The sequence below is a fragment of the Sandaracinobacter sp. T42 genome, from assembly GCF_059115405.1.
Map to the genome: position 1 here is coordinate 1,820,648 of NZ_CM181101.1, position 17,704 is coordinate 1,838,351.

Annotated in this window: 20 protein-coding genes and 1 tRNA gene; 13 read left to right on the top strand and 8 right to left on the bottom strand. The window is 66.5% G+C overall.

What is annotated here, in order from left to right:
* Window positions 1-2: 2 nt before the first annotated feature.
* Window positions 3-1,151 carry a phosphoserine transaminase gene (locus tag ACW9TV_RS08830; RefSeq protein WP_494303113.1) on the bottom strand — a complete coding sequence of 383 codons (1,149 nt, stop codon included), beginning with the start codon at window positions 1,149-1,151 and terminating at the stop codon, window positions 3-5.
* A 178-nt stretch (window positions 1,152-1,329) separates the two neighbouring features.
* Here ACW9TV_RS08830 and ACW9TV_RS08835 point away from each other — a divergent pair, with 178 nt between their 5' ends.
* Complete coding sequence (locus tag ACW9TV_RS08835; protein WP_494303114.1) at window positions 1,330-2,205, top strand: LOG family protein; 876 nt, start codon at window positions 1,330-1,332, stop codon at window positions 2,203-2,205.
* Here the strand turns inward: ACW9TV_RS08835 and ACW9TV_RS08840 are convergent.
* Both ACW9TV_RS08840 and ACW9TV_RS08845 read right to left on the bottom strand, forming a co-directional pair.
* The gene (locus ACW9TV_RS08840; RefSeq protein WP_494303115.1) at window positions 2,202-3,650 is read right to left on the bottom strand and encodes a S41 family peptidase; all 1,449 of its coding nucleotides are present in this window, start codon (window positions 3,648-3,650) and stop codon (window positions 2,202-2,204) included. The genes ACW9TV_RS08835 and ACW9TV_RS08840 overlap by 4 nt on opposite strands.
* Window positions 3,651-3,753: 103 nt before the next feature.
* Window positions 3,754-4,419, bottom strand: a complete 666-nt coding sequence (locus ACW9TV_RS08845) for a c-type cytochrome (protein WP_494303116.1) — start codon at window positions 4,417-4,419, stop codon at window positions 3,754-3,756.
* A 178-nt stretch (window positions 4,420-4,597) separates the two neighbouring features.
* Here ACW9TV_RS08845 and ACW9TV_RS08850 point away from each other — a divergent pair, with 178 nt between their 5' ends.
* Entirely contained in the window at window positions 4,598-5,506 is a 909-nt protein-coding gene (locus tag ACW9TV_RS08850) for a prephenate dehydratase (protein ID WP_494303117.1), read from the top strand.
* A gap of 108 nt (window positions 5,507-5,614) precedes the next feature.
* Window positions 5,615-8,050 (top strand): putative bifunctional diguanylate cyclase/phosphodiesterase, encoded by a 2,436-nt coding sequence (locus ACW9TV_RS08855; RefSeq protein ID WP_494303118.1) that lies wholly within the window; start codon window positions 5,615-5,617, stop codon window positions 8,048-8,050.
* Here ACW9TV_RS08855 and nudC read toward each other — a convergent pair.
* Both nudC and ACW9TV_RS08865 read right to left on the bottom strand, forming a co-directional pair.
* Window positions 7,965-8,846: an NAD(+) diphosphatase gene (gene nudC / locus ACW9TV_RS08860; protein WP_494303119.1), complete on the bottom strand. Its 882-nt coding sequence runs from the start codon at window positions 8,844-8,846 to the stop codon at window positions 7,965-7,967. The genes ACW9TV_RS08855 and nudC overlap by 86 nt on opposite strands.
* On the bottom strand, window positions 8,843-9,910 hold the full coding sequence (locus ACW9TV_RS08865) for an A/G-specific adenine glycosylase (protein ID WP_494303120.1): 1,068 nt from the start codon (window positions 9,908-9,910) through the stop codon (window positions 8,843-8,845). The genes nudC and ACW9TV_RS08865 overlap by 4 nt, the downstream gene beginning before the upstream one ends.
* A gap of 27 nt (window positions 9,911-9,937) precedes the next feature.
* Between ACW9TV_RS08865 and ACW9TV_RS08870 the strand changes: the two genes are divergently transcribed.
* On the top strand, window positions 9,938-10,453 hold the full coding sequence (locus ACW9TV_RS08870; RefSeq protein WP_494303121.1) for a DUF721 domain-containing protein: 516 nt from the start codon (window positions 9,938-9,940) through the stop codon (window positions 10,451-10,453).
* A 6-nt stretch (window positions 10,454-10,459) separates the two neighbouring features.
* On the opposite strand, the gene ACW9TV_RS08875 is transcribed toward ACW9TV_RS08870, so the two are convergent.
* Window positions 10,460-10,636, bottom strand: a complete 177-nt coding sequence (locus ACW9TV_RS08875; RefSeq protein ID WP_374388842.1) for a YegP family protein — start codon at window positions 10,634-10,636, stop codon at window positions 10,460-10,462.
* A 151-nt stretch (window positions 10,637-10,787) separates the two neighbouring features.
* Here ACW9TV_RS08875 and ACW9TV_RS08880 point away from each other — a divergent pair, with 151 nt between their 5' ends.
* Genes ACW9TV_RS08880 through ACW9TV_RS08905 form a run of 6 tightly spaced genes read left to right on the top strand, consistent with a single transcriptional unit; the run spans window position 10,788 to window position 13,928 of the window.
* Window positions 10,788-11,108, top strand: a complete 321-nt coding sequence (locus ACW9TV_RS08880) for a DUF1476 domain-containing protein (protein WP_494303122.1) — start codon at window positions 10,788-10,790, stop codon at window positions 11,106-11,108.
* A gap of 7 nt (window positions 11,109-11,115) precedes the next feature.
* A complete protein-coding gene (locus tag ACW9TV_RS08885) occupies window positions 11,116-11,349 on the top strand; it encodes a BolA/IbaG family iron-sulfur metabolism protein (protein WP_494303123.1) in 234 nt (77 codons plus the stop codon).
* 20 nt (window positions 11,350-11,369) lie between these two features.
* Window positions 11,370-11,696 (top strand): Grx4 family monothiol glutaredoxin, encoded by a 327-nt coding sequence (gene grxD / locus ACW9TV_RS08890; protein WP_494303124.1) that lies wholly within the window; start codon window positions 11,370-11,372, stop codon window positions 11,694-11,696.
* 19 nt (window positions 11,697-11,715) lie between these two features.
* Window positions 11,716-12,462: a glycerophosphoryl diester phosphodiesterase membrane domain-containing protein gene (locus ACW9TV_RS08895; protein ID WP_494303125.1), complete on the top strand. Its 747-nt coding sequence runs from the start codon at window positions 11,716-11,718 to the stop codon at window positions 12,460-12,462.
* A gap of 3 nt (window positions 12,463-12,465) precedes the next feature.
* A complete protein-coding gene (locus tag ACW9TV_RS08900) occupies window positions 12,466-12,963 on the top strand; it encodes a dihydrofolate reductase (protein ID WP_494303126.1) in 498 nt (165 codons plus the stop codon).
* 41 nt (window positions 12,964-13,004) lie between these two features.
* Window positions 13,005-13,928 carry a bifunctional riboflavin kinase/FAD synthetase gene (locus ACW9TV_RS08905; protein ID WP_494303127.1) on the top strand — a complete coding sequence of 308 codons (924 nt, stop codon included), beginning with the start codon at window positions 13,005-13,007 and terminating at the stop codon, window positions 13,926-13,928.
* Window positions 13,929-14,008: 80 nt separating this feature from the next.
* Here the strand turns inward: ACW9TV_RS08905 and ACW9TV_RS08910 are convergent, their stop codons facing one another.
* Window positions 14,009-14,185, bottom strand: a complete 177-nt coding sequence (locus ACW9TV_RS08910; protein ID WP_494303128.1) for a (2Fe-2S)-binding protein — start codon at window positions 14,183-14,185, stop codon at window positions 14,009-14,011.
* Window positions 14,186-14,403: 218 nt separating this feature from the next.
* On the opposite strand from ACW9TV_RS08910, the gene wecB reads away from it, so the two are divergent.
* Window positions 14,404-15,558, top strand: coding sequence for a non-hydrolyzing UDP-N-acetylglucosamine 2-epimerase (gene wecB, locus ACW9TV_RS08915; RefSeq protein WP_494303129.1), 1,155 nt, complete (start codon window positions 14,404-14,406; stop codon window positions 15,556-15,558).
* Here wecB and aroA read toward each other — a convergent pair.
* Window positions 15,555-16,904: a 3-phosphoshikimate 1-carboxyvinyltransferase gene (aroA, locus tag ACW9TV_RS08920; RefSeq protein ID WP_494303130.1), complete on the bottom strand. Its 1,350-nt coding sequence runs from the start codon at window positions 16,902-16,904 to the stop codon at window positions 15,555-15,557. The two genes, wecB and aroA, sit on opposite strands and share 4 nt — an antisense overlap.
* 145 nt (window positions 16,905-17,049) lie before the next feature.
* On the opposite strand from aroA, the gene ACW9TV_RS08925 reads away from it, so the two are divergent.
* Window positions 17,050-17,373: a TIGR02300 family protein gene (locus ACW9TV_RS08925; RefSeq protein WP_494303131.1), complete on the top strand. Its 324-nt coding sequence runs from the start codon at window positions 17,050-17,052 to the stop codon at window positions 17,371-17,373.
* Between the two features lie 122 nt (window positions 17,374-17,495).
* Window positions 17,496-17,571: transfer RNA gene (locus ACW9TV_RS08930), tRNA-Ala, on the top strand.
* Window positions 17,572-17,704 lie beyond the last annotated feature (133 nt).

Consider the following 17,704-nt stretch of genomic DNA (forward strand, 5'->3'; position numbering starts at 1 on the left):
CTTCAGGCCTCCTTCGCGGTGGCATAGGCCCAGTCGAGCCAGGGAATCAGGGCTTCGATATCGGCGGTGTCGACGGTTGCGCCGCACCAGATGCGCAGGGACGGCGGGGCGTCCCGATAGCCGTTGATGTCGAACGCGACGCCTTCCTTCTCGAGGAGGGAGGCCATCGCCTTGGGCAGGTCCGCCGGCCCGTCGATCCGGATGCAGACCGAGGTGTTCGAGCGGGTGGCCGGATCGGCCGCAAGGTTCGAAGCCCAGGGCGTGCGATCCACCCAGCCATTCAGCGCGGCGGCGTTGGCGTCCGCGCGGGCGAACAGGGCAGGGAGGCCGCCGATGGATTCGGCCCAGCGCAGGGCGTCCAGATAATCCTCCACCGCCAGCATGGACGGGGTGTTGATCGTCTCGCCCTCGAAAATGCCTTCGATCAGCTTTCCGCCCTTTGTCAGCCGGAAGATCTTGGGCATCGGCCAGGCGGGGGTGTGGCTTTCCAGCCGGGCGACCGCCCGGGGCGAAAGAATGAGGATGCCGTGCGCGCCTTCGCCGCCCAGCACCTTCTGCCAGCTGAAGGTCACCACATCGAGTTTCGCGAATGGCAGATCCTGCGCGAAGGCGGCGCTGGTTGCGTCGCACAGCGTCAGCCCTTCGCGCGCATCGGAAATCCAGTCCGCATCCGGAACCCGCACGCCGGACGTGGTGCCGTTCCAGGTGAAGAGAATGTCAGACGCCTGATCAACAACCGAGAGATCAGGCAGCATGCCGTAATCGGCCTTGAGGACGGTGGGGTTCAGCTTCAGCTGCTTCACCGCGTCCGTCACCCAGCCTTCGCCGAAGCTTTCCCAGGCAATCGCCGTCACGGGGCGGGCGCCCAGCAGGCTCCACATCGCCATCTCGTAAGCGCCGGTGTCGGATGCGGGGACGATGCCGATTCGATAGTCGGCCGGAACGCCCAGGATCGCACGCGTCCGCTCGATGGCGTCCTTCAGGCGCGACTTGCCGATCCTGGCGCGGTGAGAGCGCCCGAGGCTGTCCGTGGGGAGGGCTGAAAGATCATATCCGGGGCGCTTGGCGCAGGGACCGGATGAAAAATGTGCACGCGCGGGGCGAGTCGCAGGTTTGTGCGCTCCGCGCACGGCGGTTGGCTTTGCAGTCATATTCTCTCCTCTCAGAGAGCGCGCGCCGCGTTGGGGCGGCGTGGCCCGCTGCCGCTCATAGAGGTGAATTGTGTCAGGTCAAGGAAAAGAGCGGCGGCCCTGCCCGGCAGACCCGCACGGCGCCTGCGGATGCCGGAGATCGGGGTGTGGAAATCCGCTGCCCACCTGATTATGTTGGATGGCAATGAAAAAGGAAGTGATGCACACGCCGTTCAAGCCGGCGTCCCGCGAGGCGGACTTCGCGGCCCACCCGACCCCCACGGCGCAAACGGAACATCCCGCTTACCGCCTGGCGTTCCAGGATCATGATTTCCTGCTCCGGGACGAGCTTCGCCCGGTGCGCTTCCAGCTGGAGCTGCTGAAGCCCGAACTTCTTCTCACGGAAGCCGGGATCGCCTCCACCTTCGTGTTCTACGGCTCGGCGCGGATCCCCTCCCCGGAAGAGGCTGCGGACCTGCTGGCAGGCGCGGACACCCCCGAACGCAAGGCTGTCGTCGAACGGCTTGTCGCCAAGTCCCGATACTATGAGGAGGCGCGCAAGCTTGCCTATCTTGCCTCTTGCCGGGACTGCAACGTCGGCGGACCGCGCGACTATGTCGTCTGTTCGGGCGGCGGCCCTTCCATCATGGAAGCCGCCAACCGCGGCGCGCACGAGGCCGGCGGGATTTCCGTGGGGCTCAACATCATCCTCCCCCACGAGCAGCTGCCCAATGCCTATGTCACGCCGGGCCTCAGCTTCCAGTTCCACTATTTCGCGCTGAGGAAGATGCACTTCCTGATGCGGGCGCGCGCGGTTGCGGTGTTCCCCGGCGGGTTCGGCACGTTCGACGAACTGTTCGAACTGCTGACGCTGGTGCAGACCGGCAAGATGGCGCGCATCCCGATCCTGTTGTTCGGCAAGGCGTTCTGGGAAAATGTCGTCAACTTCCAGTCCCTTGCGGACGAAGGCGTGATATCCCCGCGCGATCTTGAACTGTTCCACTTCATGGAAACAGCGGACGAGGCCTGGGATTTCGTCTGCCGCCACGCGGCTGAGACGGCGAAGGCCGCCTAGAACAGACCCGGATTCTCCCGCTGGGCGGTCGTGGCCCGCAGCGCCGCCGGCCGGGCGTCGCCGGCGGACATCGCGCGCGCCACCGGCTCGATGGGCGGGCAGTTCAGGCTCTGATGCTGGCCGCGCAGGAACCAGATGGCGCGTTCCGTCGACTGTTCCTGCGGATTTCCCATGGGCAGTCGGCTGTCGTCGATGGCCGCGCAGCTCGCGCCGGTCTTGCCGGCCAGGCCGTTGTAATAATCGCCCTGACGATCGGCATTCTGCGTGGCGAAGGCAACGATCCGCAGTCTGTCGTCGCAGGCGGCACGGTCCACGGCGATCTGGCCGACCGGTTTGCCATAGGTGTTGGCGCCGATGATCGCGCTGTTCTCTTTCAACCAGGGCGTCATGCTGTTGATGACCATCTCACTCGCGGATGCGCTGGCCCCGGTCACGATGAATGCCACCCGCATCGGCGCGACCGAACCGGATTCGGCCCTGAACCGCCGCGTTTCGTCATAAGCGGACTTCGACGCCCGAAAGACGGTGTAGTTCTGCACATCCATCGGGGTGCGGGCGCCGCCCAGCAGATCCGCAAGCAGTTCCGCGACGCTGACAAGCCCTCCGCCATTGTAGCGAAGATCCACGATCACCTTGTCAACCCCCCGGGAACGGAATTGCGCGAATGCCGATCTCAGCTGCGGGGTTGCCGTGCTGATGAATGTCCTGAGGTGCAGATAGCCGATCGGATCATTGCCGTAGGGGTCGATGATCTGCACGCCGTAGCGGGAAGGCACCGGCTCTATGGCATAGTTCGCCTTCGTCAGCGTTTCGGTTTCCTGGATTGCGCCATGAAGGACATTCCAGCTGTATCGGATCGTCCGGGTCACACCGGGCGTCGAAGGCCCCAACGCCGCATAGAGTCCCTCTTCACCTTCGTTCCGCAGGATCTCGCCGACATCCCGCATGTCGGAAGGGCTGTTCCCGATCGCCAGGATCTGCGAGCCGCGTTCCAGCTTCGTCGCGGCCGCGGGGGATCCCTCGAACACGTCGAGGATCCAGGCCTCGTCGCCAACGATCTTCAGGCGGATGCCCAGCCCGGCCGTGGAGCCGGACTCGTAATAGGCATTTTCCTCTGCAATCGACGTGACATAGGTGAATTGACGATCCTTGCCCTGCAAGCGTGCCGTTGCTGTCAGCGAATCCACATAGTCCGCAACGCTGGAATAGGCCGCCGGGTTTGGAGCGGCCGGCAGCGTGTCAGGAAACAGATACCATTCGGCAAGTTGCGTTGCGGCCCAATTCTGCCGTTCCCGCAGGGTGCAGCCTGTTGGCGTCGGGGAAGGGGTGGGGGCCGGCGTGGGTGTCGGCGCAGGCGCAGCCGGCGTGCCGCCGCCTCCGCCGGATGAACAGCCGATCAGAAGTGCGGAAACCGCCGAAGCGGCAAGCAGGGTCAACCGGAACATGCGTGCAGGCGTAACGGGCTGCGCAGCAATGAAAAGAGGCCGCACAAAGCGGCCTCCTTGAAATCGGAAGATGTCAGGGCCGAATTAGTCTGGCCCGGGTTGTTCAGGACTTTGCCGGTGCAGCCGGTGCGGCAGCCGCATCGGCGGCCGGCGCCGCAGCTGCCGGCGCTGCGGACGCGTCTGCCGGGGCAGCCGCCGCATCAGCGGCCGGTGCAGGCTCTTCGGCGGGCATGGCAGGCGCGGGAAGCGGGCTGTCGCTCTTGCTGTTGAGGAAGGCGATCAGGTTGGCGCGGTCTTCCGGCTTGCTGATGCCCGCGAAGCTCATCTTGTTGCCGGGAATCGCCTTCTTGGGGTTGGCGATCCATTCGGACAGGGCCTTCCAGTCCCACTTCTTGTCGGATACGGCCTTCATGGCGTCGGAATAGCCGAAGCCGCTGGAATGGGCATGGGATGCGCCCACGATGCCATAAAGATTGGGGCCGATGCCGGCCGCGCCGCCCTTGTCGATCGTGTGGCACGAAGCACACTTCTTGAACTGCGCTTCGCCCTTCGCGACGTCGGCCGAGGCGAGGTAGAATTCGATCGGCTTGTCCGCCGCGGCCGCGCCGCCGGCAGCTTCGCCCTCGGCTTCAACGCCTTCCACCACGAAGGCCGGCTTTTCCGGCCCGTGGGTGGGGAACATGTAGCCAGTCAGGATCGACAGGCCCAGAACGGAAATGGCGGCCGCCAGCACCCAGCCGGCAATCTTGTTCCACTCGTAGCTGTCCACCTGTCCTGCTCTCCGAAGCGTGCATCATACGGGCGATGCCGGGCGGCACCACCTTCCGCCGGGCCTCATAGAAACAGCGGTGCCGGTTGGCAATGGCTGCCTCACCTCGCCAATTGCCGCAGGTTCGCACGGATGGCGGATGGTTGACGGGCCGGGGAAGGGCGGGCAAGCGCCGCCGATGCAAAGCTACCCGCCCCTTGCCCAGCACCTTGTGGATGAAATGCGCGCCCGCGCCGCCGCCGCCCCTTCGCGCGCGGTCGCGTTCCAGGGCGCGCCGGGGGCCTATTCGCACCAGGCGGTCCGCGAAGTCGCGCCCGAAGGCCTGCCGCTGCCCTGCTTCAGTTTCGAGGACGCGCTGGCCGCCGTTCAGGACGGGGCCGCCGCGCTGGCGGTGATCCCGGTCGAGAACAGCCTGCATGGCCGTGTGGCCGATGTGCATTTCCTGCTGCCCGAGTCCGGCCTGTTCGTGACGGGCGAGCATTATGTGAAAGTGGAACATTGCCTGCTGGGCGCACCGGGCGCGGCCTTGTCCGACGTGAAAGAGGTGATTTCCCACCCGCAGGCGCTGGGCCAGTGCCGCAAGCGACTGCGTGCGCTGGGCCTGCGCCCTACCAGTTTCGCAGACACGGCAGCGGCTGCCGCCGCTGTTGGCGGGGGGGATGATTCCACCGTCGCCGCCATCGCTTCGCGCCTTGCGGGCGAACTCTACGGCAACAGCCTGCTGGTGGAAGGGCTTCAGGATGCGGATCACAATCGCACCCGTTTTCTGCTGCTCTCGCGCACACCGCGCGATCCCGGCCGGCTGGAAGGGCCGGTGAAGACCACGCTGGCTTTCGAGGTGAAGAACGTGCCCGCCGCGCTGTTCAAGGCGCTGGGCGGTTTCGCCACCAACGGAATCAACCTCACGCGGCTGGAAAGCCACCTGCGCGGCGGCGCCTTCACGGCGGCCGAATTCCTGATCGATATCGAAGGGCGGCCATCCGATGCGCATGTCGCCCGCGCACTGGAAGAACTGGCCTTCCATTCGAAATGGGTTCGCCTTCTGGGCAGCTATCCGATGATTCCCCCGGAAGTCGCCGCGCCCTGAGGCCGGAAGGCGGCGCGCTTAAGTCATTGCGAATCCCGCCGTTCAGGCCTTTCGGGTCTGCGCGACGGGAGCAGTCATGTCGACGGAACAATTCGGGCGGCAAGCGCCATGACGGTCATGTTCAAGCCTCCGGCGGCCGACCGCGCCCGGTTCGGCTGGCGCGATCTGCTGCGGCTGGGGCCGGACGAGGATGCTTTCTGGCGTCGCGTCAGGCGGAACCAGCTGGGCTATGTGGTGCGCTATCTGCCGGTGCTGGCGCCGGTGATGGTCTTCTATGCCGCCATCGTCATGCTGGCTTTCGCCCCTGTCGCAAGCCCGGCCGTGTTCGCTGCCTGGCTGTTCGCGCAGGGCCTGCTGACCCTTCACTGGCTGTTCCGGCGCACGTCGCGCCGGCTGCATGGCCGGGGCGCCCGCGCGACACGGCCCTACATGCGGCGGCTGCTGGGTGAAATGGCGCTCAGCGGCTGCGCCTGGGGTATATTGTTTGCGGATATCCTGCCGCTGGCGGACCATTCGGACGCCATGCTGGCGGTGACGCTGTCGATGGCCGCGATCGGCGCGATGGCGATCACCACGGCAGTCTTTCCGCTTGGCGCGCTGGCGCTGTGCGTGCCGGTGCTGCTGGGTGTCGGGCTGGGTCTGGCCCGGATCGGCTGGACCGACATGTGGATGTCCGTGGCGCTGCTGCTCGGCTTCACCGGGATGCTGGTGCGCGGCACGCTGCAATCCACCTTTGCGCTTCTGTCGCGGCTCAGGGCCGAGCAGCAGTTTGTCGCGCAGGAAGAAGTCGTGCGTCTGCTGCTGAACGAATATGACACCAACGGATCCGAATGGCTGTTCGAGATCAACCCGGAAGGACGGGTCACGTTCGTGTCTTCCCGTTTCGCGGATGTCACCGGCACGCCGGTCGAGTCGGTCATCGGCAGCCTGTGGCTCGATGCGCTTGCCGACCGGGAGGATGCGAAGCCGTTGTTCGAGATCGTCGCGAAGGGGCAGCCCTTCCGCGACCATCTGCTGTCGGTGGAGATTGGTGGCGAGCGGCGCTGGTGGTCGCTCTCGGGCACGCCGAAGCTTGGCCACAAGGGCGAATTCCTGGGGTATCGCGGCGTCGGTTCCGACGTGACCGATCGGCAGCGTGCGTCCCAGCGGATCGCGGAGCTGGCGACTTTCGACGCCCTGACCGGCCTTGTGAACCGCCGCATCGTGCATCAGGCGCTGGGCGAAGGGCTTCGATCCGGCAAGGTGGCGCTGCTGTTCGTCGATCTCGACAGGTTCAAGGCCGTGAACGACAGCCTTGGCCATGGCACGGGCGACCGGCTGCTGGGCGAAGTGGCGGCCCGCATCCGCGAGGTGATCGGCAATGCGGGGGGCGTTGTCGCCGGACGGCTGGGCGGTGACGAATTCGCCGTCGTGCTGCCCGATGCCGATCAGGCGGAGGCGGTGCGGCTTGGCGAGCGGCTGATCGCACGCCTGTCACGCCCCTATGATCTGGAAACCAGCCGGCCGACCATCGGGGCCAGCATCGGCCTTGCGCTCGGCCCGGACGACGGCGCCACCGTGGAGGCCCTGATGCGGGCGGCGGATCTGGCCCTCTATGATGCGAAGGCACGGGGGCGTGGCCAGGTTCGCGCCTATGACAGGGCGATGCACCAGCGCGCGGAGGACAGGCGTGAACTGGAGTTCGATCTGCGCTCCGCCATCGAGCACAACCAGTTGCGTCTGCTGTTCCAGCCGGTCGTCAACGCCATGGACGAGCGGATCGTGGGGTTCGAGGCGCTGCTGCGCTGGCGGCATCCTGTTCGCGGCGAGATTTCACCCGCCGTCTTCATCCCGATCGCCGAGGAGACGGGCCAGATCGGCCGGATCGGCGCCTGGGTGCTCCAGGAAGCGGCAAGGGTGGCCGCCGGCTGGCCGCGAAATATCCGTCTGGCGGTGAATCTGTCCCCGCTGCAGTTCGATGATCCCCGGCTTGTCGAGATCGTCCGCCTTGCGCTGGCCCGCGCCAATGTCGCGCCGGACCGGCTGGAACTGGAGCTGACCGAAAGCCTGTTCCTGGATGAGCGGGCGCAGACGGCGGCGATGCTGGCCGACCTGCGTTCGCTGGGGGTCAGCTTTGCGCTGGATGATTTCGGCACGGGCTACTCGTCTCTGGGGTATCTGCAGAAGATTCCGTTCGACCGCATCAAGATCGACCGCAGCTTCGTGCAGGCCAGCGCAAGGGGCGGGGCCGAGGCTGTGGCCATCGTTCAGGCCATCGTCGCCCTGGCAGACAGGCTGGGCATGGAAACCACGGCCGAAGGCACGGAAACGCGAACGGATTTCGAATCGATGCGGCGGCTGGGCTGCAATCAGATGCAGGGCTGGCATTTCGGCAAGCCCATGACGGCAGAGGAAACCCGACGCCTGCTGGATCGCAACAGCATGAAGGTGGAGCTGGTGGACAGCGGCCAACGCCCGGTCAGGCCGCAGAATCCGCCCATGTCGCCAGAAGCCAGTGCGCAATCGCCAGCGGGGGCGGCGCATTCCAGTCCGCCTGCCCGCTGAGGGCGGCGCGAACCTCCGCCCGCGTCACCCAGCGCGCATCGGCGATCTCGCTCTCGTCCAGTTTCAGTTCGAAGGAGTCCGCCGTGGCGAAGGCGCCCATCATCAGGCTGGACGGGAAGGGCCAGGGCTGGCTGGCGCCCAGACGCACACCGTGCACGCGCACGCCCGCTTCCTCGAACAGTTCCCGCGCGACGGCCTCCTCAAGCGATTCGCCCGGTTCGACGAAACCCGCCAGCGCCGAGAAGAAGCCGGCCGGAAAGTTGGGCCCACGCCCCACCAGCGCCTTGCCGTCCTTTTCGGCCAGCATGATCACCACCGGGTCGACACGCGGGAAATGCTCCGCTCCGCAACCGCCGCACAGCCGGCTGTAGCCTGCCTTCCGGAGCTCGGTCGGCGCGCCGCAGTTGGCGCAGAAGCCGTGACGACGATGCCAATCCAGCATGGAACGCGCCTGCGCAACGATGGCCGCTCGCGAATCGCCCAGCACGGTTCCCGCGACACGCGCATCCGTCGGCCGGGCCGGAATGTCGTCGTCGGCGGTGCCGTCCACGGCGAAGCGCGGATCGCCCTCCGGCGTCAGGCCAAGGAAGATGGTGGTGCCCTTCGGCACCTCGCTGCGGCGCGCCCAGTAGAGATCCTGCCCGCCTTCCGCCATCAGCGGCTTCAGCTGATCCAGGATCAGGAAGCGGGCGGTCGGGTCCATGCGCAGCGCCTGGATCGCGGCGTCATCCCGGCGCAGATGGTCTGCCCTGTCCAGCGGTGCGCCAGTGAACCCCAGATGTCCCGTGAAAGTCATGCGCCCTCCAGTAGCGGCAGTTGGTGGGCGAGCGCCAGTTCGGCGGCGCGCGCAAACAGGGTGGGAAGCCCGGCTGTGCCGACGTCCATGCGGCTGGTCCAGATGGGCTCGATGCCGGGCGGCAGGCTTTGCAGATCGATCAGTTCCGTCACGGCCACCTTCAGCTCCAGCTCGAAATGGGTGAAGCCGTGCCGAACCCCGTCCTCCAGCAGGTGCCAGCGGGGGCCGGCCGGCAGGTCATTGCCCCCGCCCACGGCCCATTCGCTGCCGGGCAGGGCCAGCATTCCACCCAGCAGGCCCTTCGCGGGGCGGCGCACCAGCGCCACCCGGCCGCGATGCTCGATCCACCAGGCGGTCCCTTGCTTCAGTGGCCGGGGCCGGCGCGCGGCCTTCCGGGGGAAGGATTCCGGCATGTCGGCCATGTGCGCCGCGCAGCCATCAGACAGCGGGCAGGCCGGGCACAACGGCTTGCGCGGCGTGCAGATGGTCGCGCCCAGATCCATCAGCGCCTGCGCGAAATCGCCCGGTCTCCTGGCCGGCACATGGGGCGCCAGCGCCTGTGCCAGCCTTGCGCGCCCCGCTGGCAGCACATCGGGCAGGGCAAAAAGGCGGCTCGTCACCCGCTCGATGTTGCCATCGATCACGACGGCGACCTCCCCGAAGGCGATCGCGGCGATTGCGGCCGCCGTATAGGGGCCGATGCCGGGCAGGGTGCGAAGTTCCGATTCCGATGCGGGAAATGCGCCCATGCCGGCCACTTGCCGCGCCGCCGCCAGCAGGTTGCGGGCGCGCGCATAATAGCCAAGACCGGCCCATTCACGCATCACCGCTGCATCGTCCGCCGCCGCGAGCGCCTCCACCGTCGGCCAAAGGGCCAGGAAACGCTCGAAATAGGGGCCGACAGCCGCAACGGTCGTCTGCTGCAGCATGATCTCGGACAGCCACACATGATAGGGATCGGGCCGACGGCCGTCGTTCGGCGGCACCCGCCAGGGAAGGCTTCGGGCATGGCGGTCATACCAGGCCAGCAGCTTCGCGGCGATGATTTGCGGGGTGACGGCCATGCCCGCTCTCTGGCACAGGGCGGGTCGATGGCGAAGCCTCCCAAGGATAGGAAGGGTCAGGAACCCGCGCCCCGCCGCAACGGGGTCAGAGACGTCGGTTCGTTGCTGCCGGATGTCGGCGGCACCGCGTTTCGCCGCTTCGGTTTCGTCCAGGGCGCGCTGCTGGCGCGCTGGAAGGAAGTTGTCGGGCCGGTCTATGCGCGCTGGTCCGTCCCGGAATCCCTGCGGTTTCCACGCGGGCAGTCAACCGGCGGCGTGCTAACGATTCGCGTGGAGGGGCCGTTTTCCCTGCAGCTCCAGCATGTTGCGCCGCAGATTCTCGATCGGGCAAACCGGATTCTCGGCGCCAATGCGGTCGCGAAGCTGAAGCTGGTGCAGGGTGAGGTTCCGAAGCCGGCCGAACGTTCGCAGCCGGTCGTGGCGCCGGTAACGCCTGCGCCTGCCGTGAACCTTTCGGGTGTCCGCGACGAAGGCCTACGGTCCGCGCTGGAGGAACTGGCAGCCCAGCTGGGCAGCGCAAAGGCACCGCCCAGGATCGGCTGAACCCGCTCAGACTTCCACGACTGGCGCGTCCGCGCTGGCCTTCACATTCTCGATTCCCTTCAGCGCCGCCGCTTTCGAGGAATAGCCTTCGGACGAAGTCGCCAGCACATTGCCGTTGCTGTGCTTCAGCCGCCAGCGGTGCTCGCCTGCCTTGTCCTTGTAGAGTTCGAAGGTCAGGGCCATGCAATTCCTCCTTTTTTCCGATGTTGGGTGCTGCAGGGTTGCAGCTATGCTGCCCTGCTGCAACCCTTCGGTTGAACTGCGCCCGGATGCCGCCTATCTCGGGCGCGACACATGGCCCCGGGGCGGGGCCGCACAACTGCTGGGAGCAGGCATGACCACGTTCGACGATCGCGAGAAGGCGTTCGAAAACAAGTTCGCGCACGAAGCGGAAAAGGAATTCCGCATCACCGCCCGGCGCAACCGGCTGCTGGGTCTGTGGGCGGCCGAGCGTCTGGGTCTGACCGATGCGGAGGCCGAATCCTATGCGAAATCGGTTGTGCAGGCCGATTTCGAGGAAACGGGTGATGAGGATGTGATCCGCAAGCTGATCGGCGACCTGCTGAAGGGCGGCGTCGAGACGAGCGACATCGAAGTGCGCGAGATGCTGGCCCGCAAGGCAGCCGAAGCGCGCGAGCAGATCGAAAAGGCCTGATCCGGTCATGCCGATGCCCGGCCACGAGATCGAGGCAGCCATCCGGGCTGCGATTCCGGATGCAGACATCCGCCTGACGGACCTTGCCGGCGATGACGACCATTGGGCCGCCCATGTCACCTCGGCGCGGTTCGCCGGGCTGAGCCGCGTGAAGCAGCATCAGATGGTCTATGCCGCACTCGGCGGCCGGATGGGGGGTGTGCTGCACGCCCTTCAGCTGACGACGTCCACACCGGCCTGATCCGCCGAGGAGAACGAGAAATGAGCACAGTCGCCGAACGCATCGATGCAATCGTGAAGGGACATGATGTTGTCCTGTTCATGAAGGGCTCGCCCCTGTTCCCCCAGTGCGGCTTTTCCAGCCGCGCAATCGCGATCCTCGAGCATCTGGACGTTGCCTTCCACTCGGTGGACGTTCTGCAGGACATGGAGATCCGGCAGGGCATCAAGGAATATTCCGACTGGCCGACAATTCCGCAGCTCTATGTGAAGGGCGAGTTCGTGGGCGGTTCGGACATCATGATGGAGATGTTCGAGGCAGGCGAGCTTCAGGCGTTGATGGCCGACAGCGGCGTGAAGGCCGGCTGAGCCGGCAAAGCGCACCAGCTTGGATCCGATCAGCTTCGGCCAGATCTGGCCCGCCACGGTTGCGGGCGTGCGGCGCCATGGCGACATGCTGTGGACGATCGCAGCTGCCTTCCTGTTTCTGCCGCAGCTGCTGTTCGCGCGGCAGGTGAATGACCGCACCCCGGATCAGCTCTTCAAGGGCGAACATGTGGCGATGGACGCCGCTGCCGTGCTGCTGGTGCTGGCGGGCACGCTGATCGCGCAGTTGATGATCGCCCGGCTGATCGCGCGTGGCGGCACGGGCGGCCAGCCGCTGGCGCATGATCTGGGCGCAGCCCTGCGCCTGTTTCCCGCGGCGCTCGCCCTGTTCCTGATTCAGGGCATCGCAACCGGGCTCGGGCTGTTCCTGTTCATCCTGCCGGGCCTTTGGATCCTGACCCGCCTGTCGCTGGTGATCCCGCTGGTCGCGACCGCTCACCCGGATCCGCTCGATGCACTGAAAGCCAGCTGGGCGCTGACGTCTGGGCGGGCCTTTCGTCTGTTCGGCATGATCGCGGTGCTGATCACCGGCTTCATGCTGCTCTCTTTGGGGATTCTGGGCCTCGGGGCCGCGCTGGGCGTGATCTCCACCCTGGCGACTGGTGCGTCCGCGCAGGGCTGGGGCATCGGCCGCTGGCTGTTCGAGATGCTGAACGCCGGCGCGTCGGCGGCCTTCGGCACTTTCTATATCGCCTTCATCACTACGCTCATGCTGGCACTGAAGCAGCATCCGGCCAGGCAGGCCTGAGAGATGCAGCCCGATATCGTGCTGGTGGTCGCGGCGGCCGACAATGGCGTGATCGGCAAGGATGGCGCGATGCCCTGGCACCTTCCCGCCGATCTGCACCGGTTCCGGCGAATCACGATGGGCAAGCCGGTCATCATGGGCCGCAAGACTTTCGAATCGATCGGCAAACCGCTGCCGGGGCGGCACAATATCGTGCTTAGCCGGGATCCCCGCTGGCGCGCGCCGGGCGCAAGCATCGTGCCCGGCCTGGCCGAAGCGATCACGGCTGCCGGTGATGAACCCCTTGCGGGCGAGCTGATGGTGATCGGCGGGGCGGAAATCTATGCGCTCGCGCGGCCTGTCGCGACGCGGATCGAGCTGACGCGGATCCACCTCTCGCCGGAAGGGGACACCTTCTTCCCCGATCCCGAACCGGCACAATGGAAATTGCTGGCGCAAGAGGATCATGCCGCTGCGGCCGACGCCCCGGCACACTGTTTCCAGACCTTTATCCGGCGCTGACCCACTGGCCGAGCCAGTCACAGCGCGCTAACGGACGTGGCATGAAGCGACTGGAAGGGCAGGGCGAGGCGCCCTCTGATCTGAAGGGGGGCGCGCTGGCGCTCGGCAACTTCGATGGCGTGCACAGGGGGCATCAGGCCGTTATCGGGGCCGCGATCGCGCGGGCGCGGGCCATTGGCGCCCCGGCGCTCGTCGCTACCTTCGATCCGCATCCGTCCCGTCTTTTTCGCCCCGATGCTCCGCCCTTCGCACTGACCACGCTGAACCAGAAGCTGCGCCATTTCGAGTCGCTTGGCGTGGACGGGGCGGTCGTGATCCCCTTCGATGCCGGGCTCGCCGGCCTGTCGGCAGCGGATTTCGCCGCACAGTGGCTGGCCGGCAGGCTGGGTATCCGCCATGTGGTGACCGGCGAGGACTTCACATTCGGCAAGGGGCGTTCGGGCACCGCCGCGACCCTGGCGGATCTGGGCCGGGTCCACGGCTTCACGGCCGAGGCGCTGAGCCCCATCATGGCAGCGGATGAAGCTGTTTCCTCCACCCGCATCCGCGCGGCGCTTGCCGCCGGCGACATGGCGGAAGCTGCCCGCCTGCTGACCCGACCTTTCGCCATCGAAGGGGAAGTGATCCACGGCGACAAGCGGGGCCGCACCATCGGAGTTCCGACCGCGAATCTGGATATGGGGCCCTATCTGCGCCCTCGCTACGGGGTCTATGCTGTTCGGGTGCATCTGCCCGATGGCGGGTGCGCGAACGGGGTCGCCAATCTGGGCATCCGGCCGATGTTCGATCCGCCCAAGGAACTGCTGGAAACCTGGATTCTCGATTGGTCGGGCGATCTCTATGGCCATAAGATCGAGGTGGAGCTGGTGGAATGGCTGCGCCCGGAACTGAAGCTCGACGGGCTGGAGGCGCTGAAGGCGCAGATTGCGCTGGACGAACAGGCCGCCCGCAGGGTTCTGGCCTGATCGGCCGACTGGTCGCGTAGAGGGAAGTGACGTTCGAGGCTGTCAGGCTTCGCTGAGCGGACTTCGTTCAGCGGCGACCTTCAGACCGCAACGCGGCCTGCCTCTTCCCGCACGAGCTGGCGTGCAAATGGCAGACACTGGCCGCACTGCGGCCGGCAGCCGAGGCGCTGATATGCCTCGCGCTCGCAGCGCACGCCACCCCGTGCAACTTCACGCACTTGAGATTCACGCAGAGCATTGCAAGAGCAGACGATCATTAGCGCTGGTCCATCCGGGGCCGGAGCGGCCCGCTTTTGCGATTAATATGCATTACACCGCCCAGTTGCAAGAGATTCGCATCAATGCGGGGTTAACCGATTTTGGACGGCTCCCTGCCCAGAAAGCGGTGGAACAGCGCCCAAGTCGTTGATACGCAGGGTTTCAGGGTCGGTTTTTTGGCGAGGTGGCGGTTGCGCCCCGTCTGGAGACCGAACCTATGGACGAGTATCCACCGCTTCTGGCGGTGTGCGGAACCAGGCCGGAAGTGGTGAAGATGGCGCCCGTGATCGCGGCGTTGCGCGCCCGCGGCCGGCGCGTTCTGCTGGTGATGACAGGGCAGCACCCCGATCTTGCGCCGCAGATGCTGCGGGAACTCGGCCTGTGTCCCGATATCGACCTTGGCATCGGCATGGTGGCGGGAACGCCGGCCCAGATGCTGTCGGCGCTGCTTGTGCGCCTCGCTCCCATCTTCGCGGCCTGGCGGCCCCGGCTTGCGCTGGTTCAGGGGGATACGATCTCGGCGCTCGCGGGTGCGCTGGCGGCGGCCTATGCCCAGGTGCCTGTCGCGCATGTGGAGGCGGGGCTTCGCACCGGCGACACGGCCGAACCCTTCCCCGAGGAAATGCATCGGCAGTTGATTGCCCAGATCGCGGCGATCCACCTCGCGCCGACAGAGGCCGCCGCCGCCGCATTGCGGCGTGAAGGCGTCGCCGGTCATCTTGTCCATGTCACGGGGAACAGCGGCATCGATGCGCTGCATGCCAGGATCAGGGTGCTGGATGCAGATCCGTCGATCGAGGATGCGATGGCCGCCCGCTTTCCCTTCGCGGTCAGTCCCCGACATCCCCTTCTTCTCGCCACTGTCCACCGGCGCGAGAATCTCGGCGGACGGCTTGGCGCCATCGCCGCCGCACTGGCCCGCCTCGCAGCCTTCTGCGAGGCGGAGATCGTGCTGCCCCTTCATCCGAACCCGGCGGTGCAATCCACCCTGAGAGAGAGGCTGGACGGGCTGGATTCCGTTCACATGGTTTCGCCGCTCGATCATCTGGAGATGATCTGGATGATGCGCCGCGCGCAGCTTCTGCTCACGGATTCTGGCGGCCTCCAGGAAGAGGCGCCGGCGCTGGGCCTGCGCACGCTGGTGCTGCGCAAGGCGACGGAGCGGCCGGAAGCCCTGTCGGCAGGCGCCTCCGAACTGGTGGACCTGAATGCGGACAGCATCGTTTCGGCCGTGCACCGCGCGCTGTCCCGGCCGCGGCTTGCCCCGGTTCATCCGTTCGGGGACGGCCGCGCGGGCGAACGGATTGCCGCCATCCTCGATGACTGGCTGAAGCAGCGCGTGGGGAAAGCGGGCCTTCTGGCCGAGGCCTAGGTGGCGTTCTCGTGCGCGCCAAGCCGCTGCATGAGCGGCAGGAAATCGGGAAAGCTGGTCGCGATCGGGGCGCGATCATCCACGGTGACGGGGTTGCGCGCCACCAGCGAGAGCACCGCGAAGCTCATCGCGATCCGGTGATCCAGATGGGTGGCGATCGTCGCGCCGCCGGGCACGGGCGCGCCGCCGCTTCCTTCGACGATCAGGCCGTCCGGCAGTTCCTCGACCTTCACGCCCGATGCCTGCAGGCCGGCCGCCATCGCCGCGATCCGGTCGCTTTCCTTCACCCGCAGTTCCTCGATCCCGCGCAGGATCGTGCGGCCCTGGGCAAGGGCCGCCGCCACGAACAGGATCGGATATTCGTCGATCATCGAGGGGGCCATTTCGGGCGGCACATCGATCGCGCGCAGGGCCGAGTGGCGCACACGCAGATCCGCGACAGGCTCGCCCCCAACATCGCGCGGATCCAGTAGTTCGATGTCGGCGCCCATCATCTTCAACGCCCGTACCAGGCCGTCGCGCGTGGGGTTCTGGCCCACGCCACGGATCAGCACGTCGCTGCCGGGCACGATCAGGGCCGCGACCAGCGGAAATGCGGCCGAGGACGGGTCGCCCGGCACGTCCAGCGTCTGCGGCTTCAGTTCGGCCCAGCCCCGGATCGCGATGCGGCGGCCGCCCTCTGGCATCGGCTCGACTGTCAGATCCGCGCCGAATCCCTTCAGCATTCGTTCGCTGTGGTCCCGCGTGGGAACCGGTTCTTCCACCACGGTTTCCGCGCCGATGTTCAGGCCCGCCAGCAGAATGGCGGATTTTACCTGCGCGGACGCAACCGGCAGCCGGTAGCGGATCGGCAGTGGGGTTTCCGCCCCGCGTAGAATCAGAGGCAGACGCCCGCCGGGAGACGCCGTGATCTCGGCACCGATCCGGCTCAGCGGCTCGATTACCCGGCCCATCGGCCGGCGGCTCAGCGATTCGTCGCCTGTGAAGCCGGCCGTGATCGGATGACTGGCGAGCAGCCCCATCAGAAGGCGTGTCGAGGTTCCGCTGTTGCCCATGTCGAGCGCAGCCTGCGGTTGCAGCAGGCTTCCGACACCGACGCCGTCCACGATCCAGTGCCCCTCCTGCAGCCTTTCCACCGTTGCGCCCATCGCCCGCATGGCCGATGCCGTCGCCAGCACATCCTCGCCCTCCAGCAGGCCGTGGATCTCGCTGCGGCCGACGGCAAGGGCCGACAGCATGATCGCGCGGTGCGAGATCGACTTGTCGCCGGGCACGCGCACCTCGCCGCCAAGCGGGCCATATGTGCCAAGGGTCAGGGGGGAAGGGGGGGTGTGGCTGTGGCTCATCTTGCCTCTCTTGAAGGCGCGGGCTTTGACAGGCGGCATCGCCTATGGCAAGGCGCGGCCGCTTTCCGCAAAAGACAGTTGATCCCTGTTGCCACCGGCACCAGATGACAAGACTGCCTTTCCGCGAAACAGGAGTTTCTGACACGTGATCAAGCCGGAATGGGGCACCAAGCGCCAGTGCCCGAAATGCGGAACCCGCTTCTACGACCTTCAGAAGGACGATCCGGTCACCTGCATCGGCTGCGGCAGCAGCTGGGTGCCTGAGCCGATCCTGAAGTCGAAGCAGACGCTTCCGTTCGAAGCCGCCAAGGCCGAAGGCCAGGCTGGCGAAGCCGAACCGGCGCTGGAAGCCGATGATCTGGACATCGACGCCGACAATGACGAGCCGTCGGAAGACGCCGATGTCGATATCGGCGGCGACGACGACCTGAGCGAAGTGGTTGTCGAGGAGCGCGAGGAAGATCGCTAAAAAAATGCCGGCGCAAGGCTGTTGGGGGTTGAACCGCCCGGCACCTTGCGCTAGGCGCACCGCTCCCGCCCCCAGGCGGGTCCGGCAGCTCCCCGAACCGGGGGCTCAAAGGTGAAAATTTCGGGGCCTTAGCTCAGCTGGGAGAGCGCTACAATGGCATTGTAGAGGTCAGGGGTTCGATCCCCCTAGGCTCCACCACCTTTCCTTCTTTTGAAACAGGCCTGATGTTCCACTGGGCGAACGCCCGCCCTGTTGCTGCTGTGCAACAGCCGCCATCGGCCGAAGCTTATCCCCTTCAATCGCGCGGCTTCGCCCAGAAACCCCATTGCGT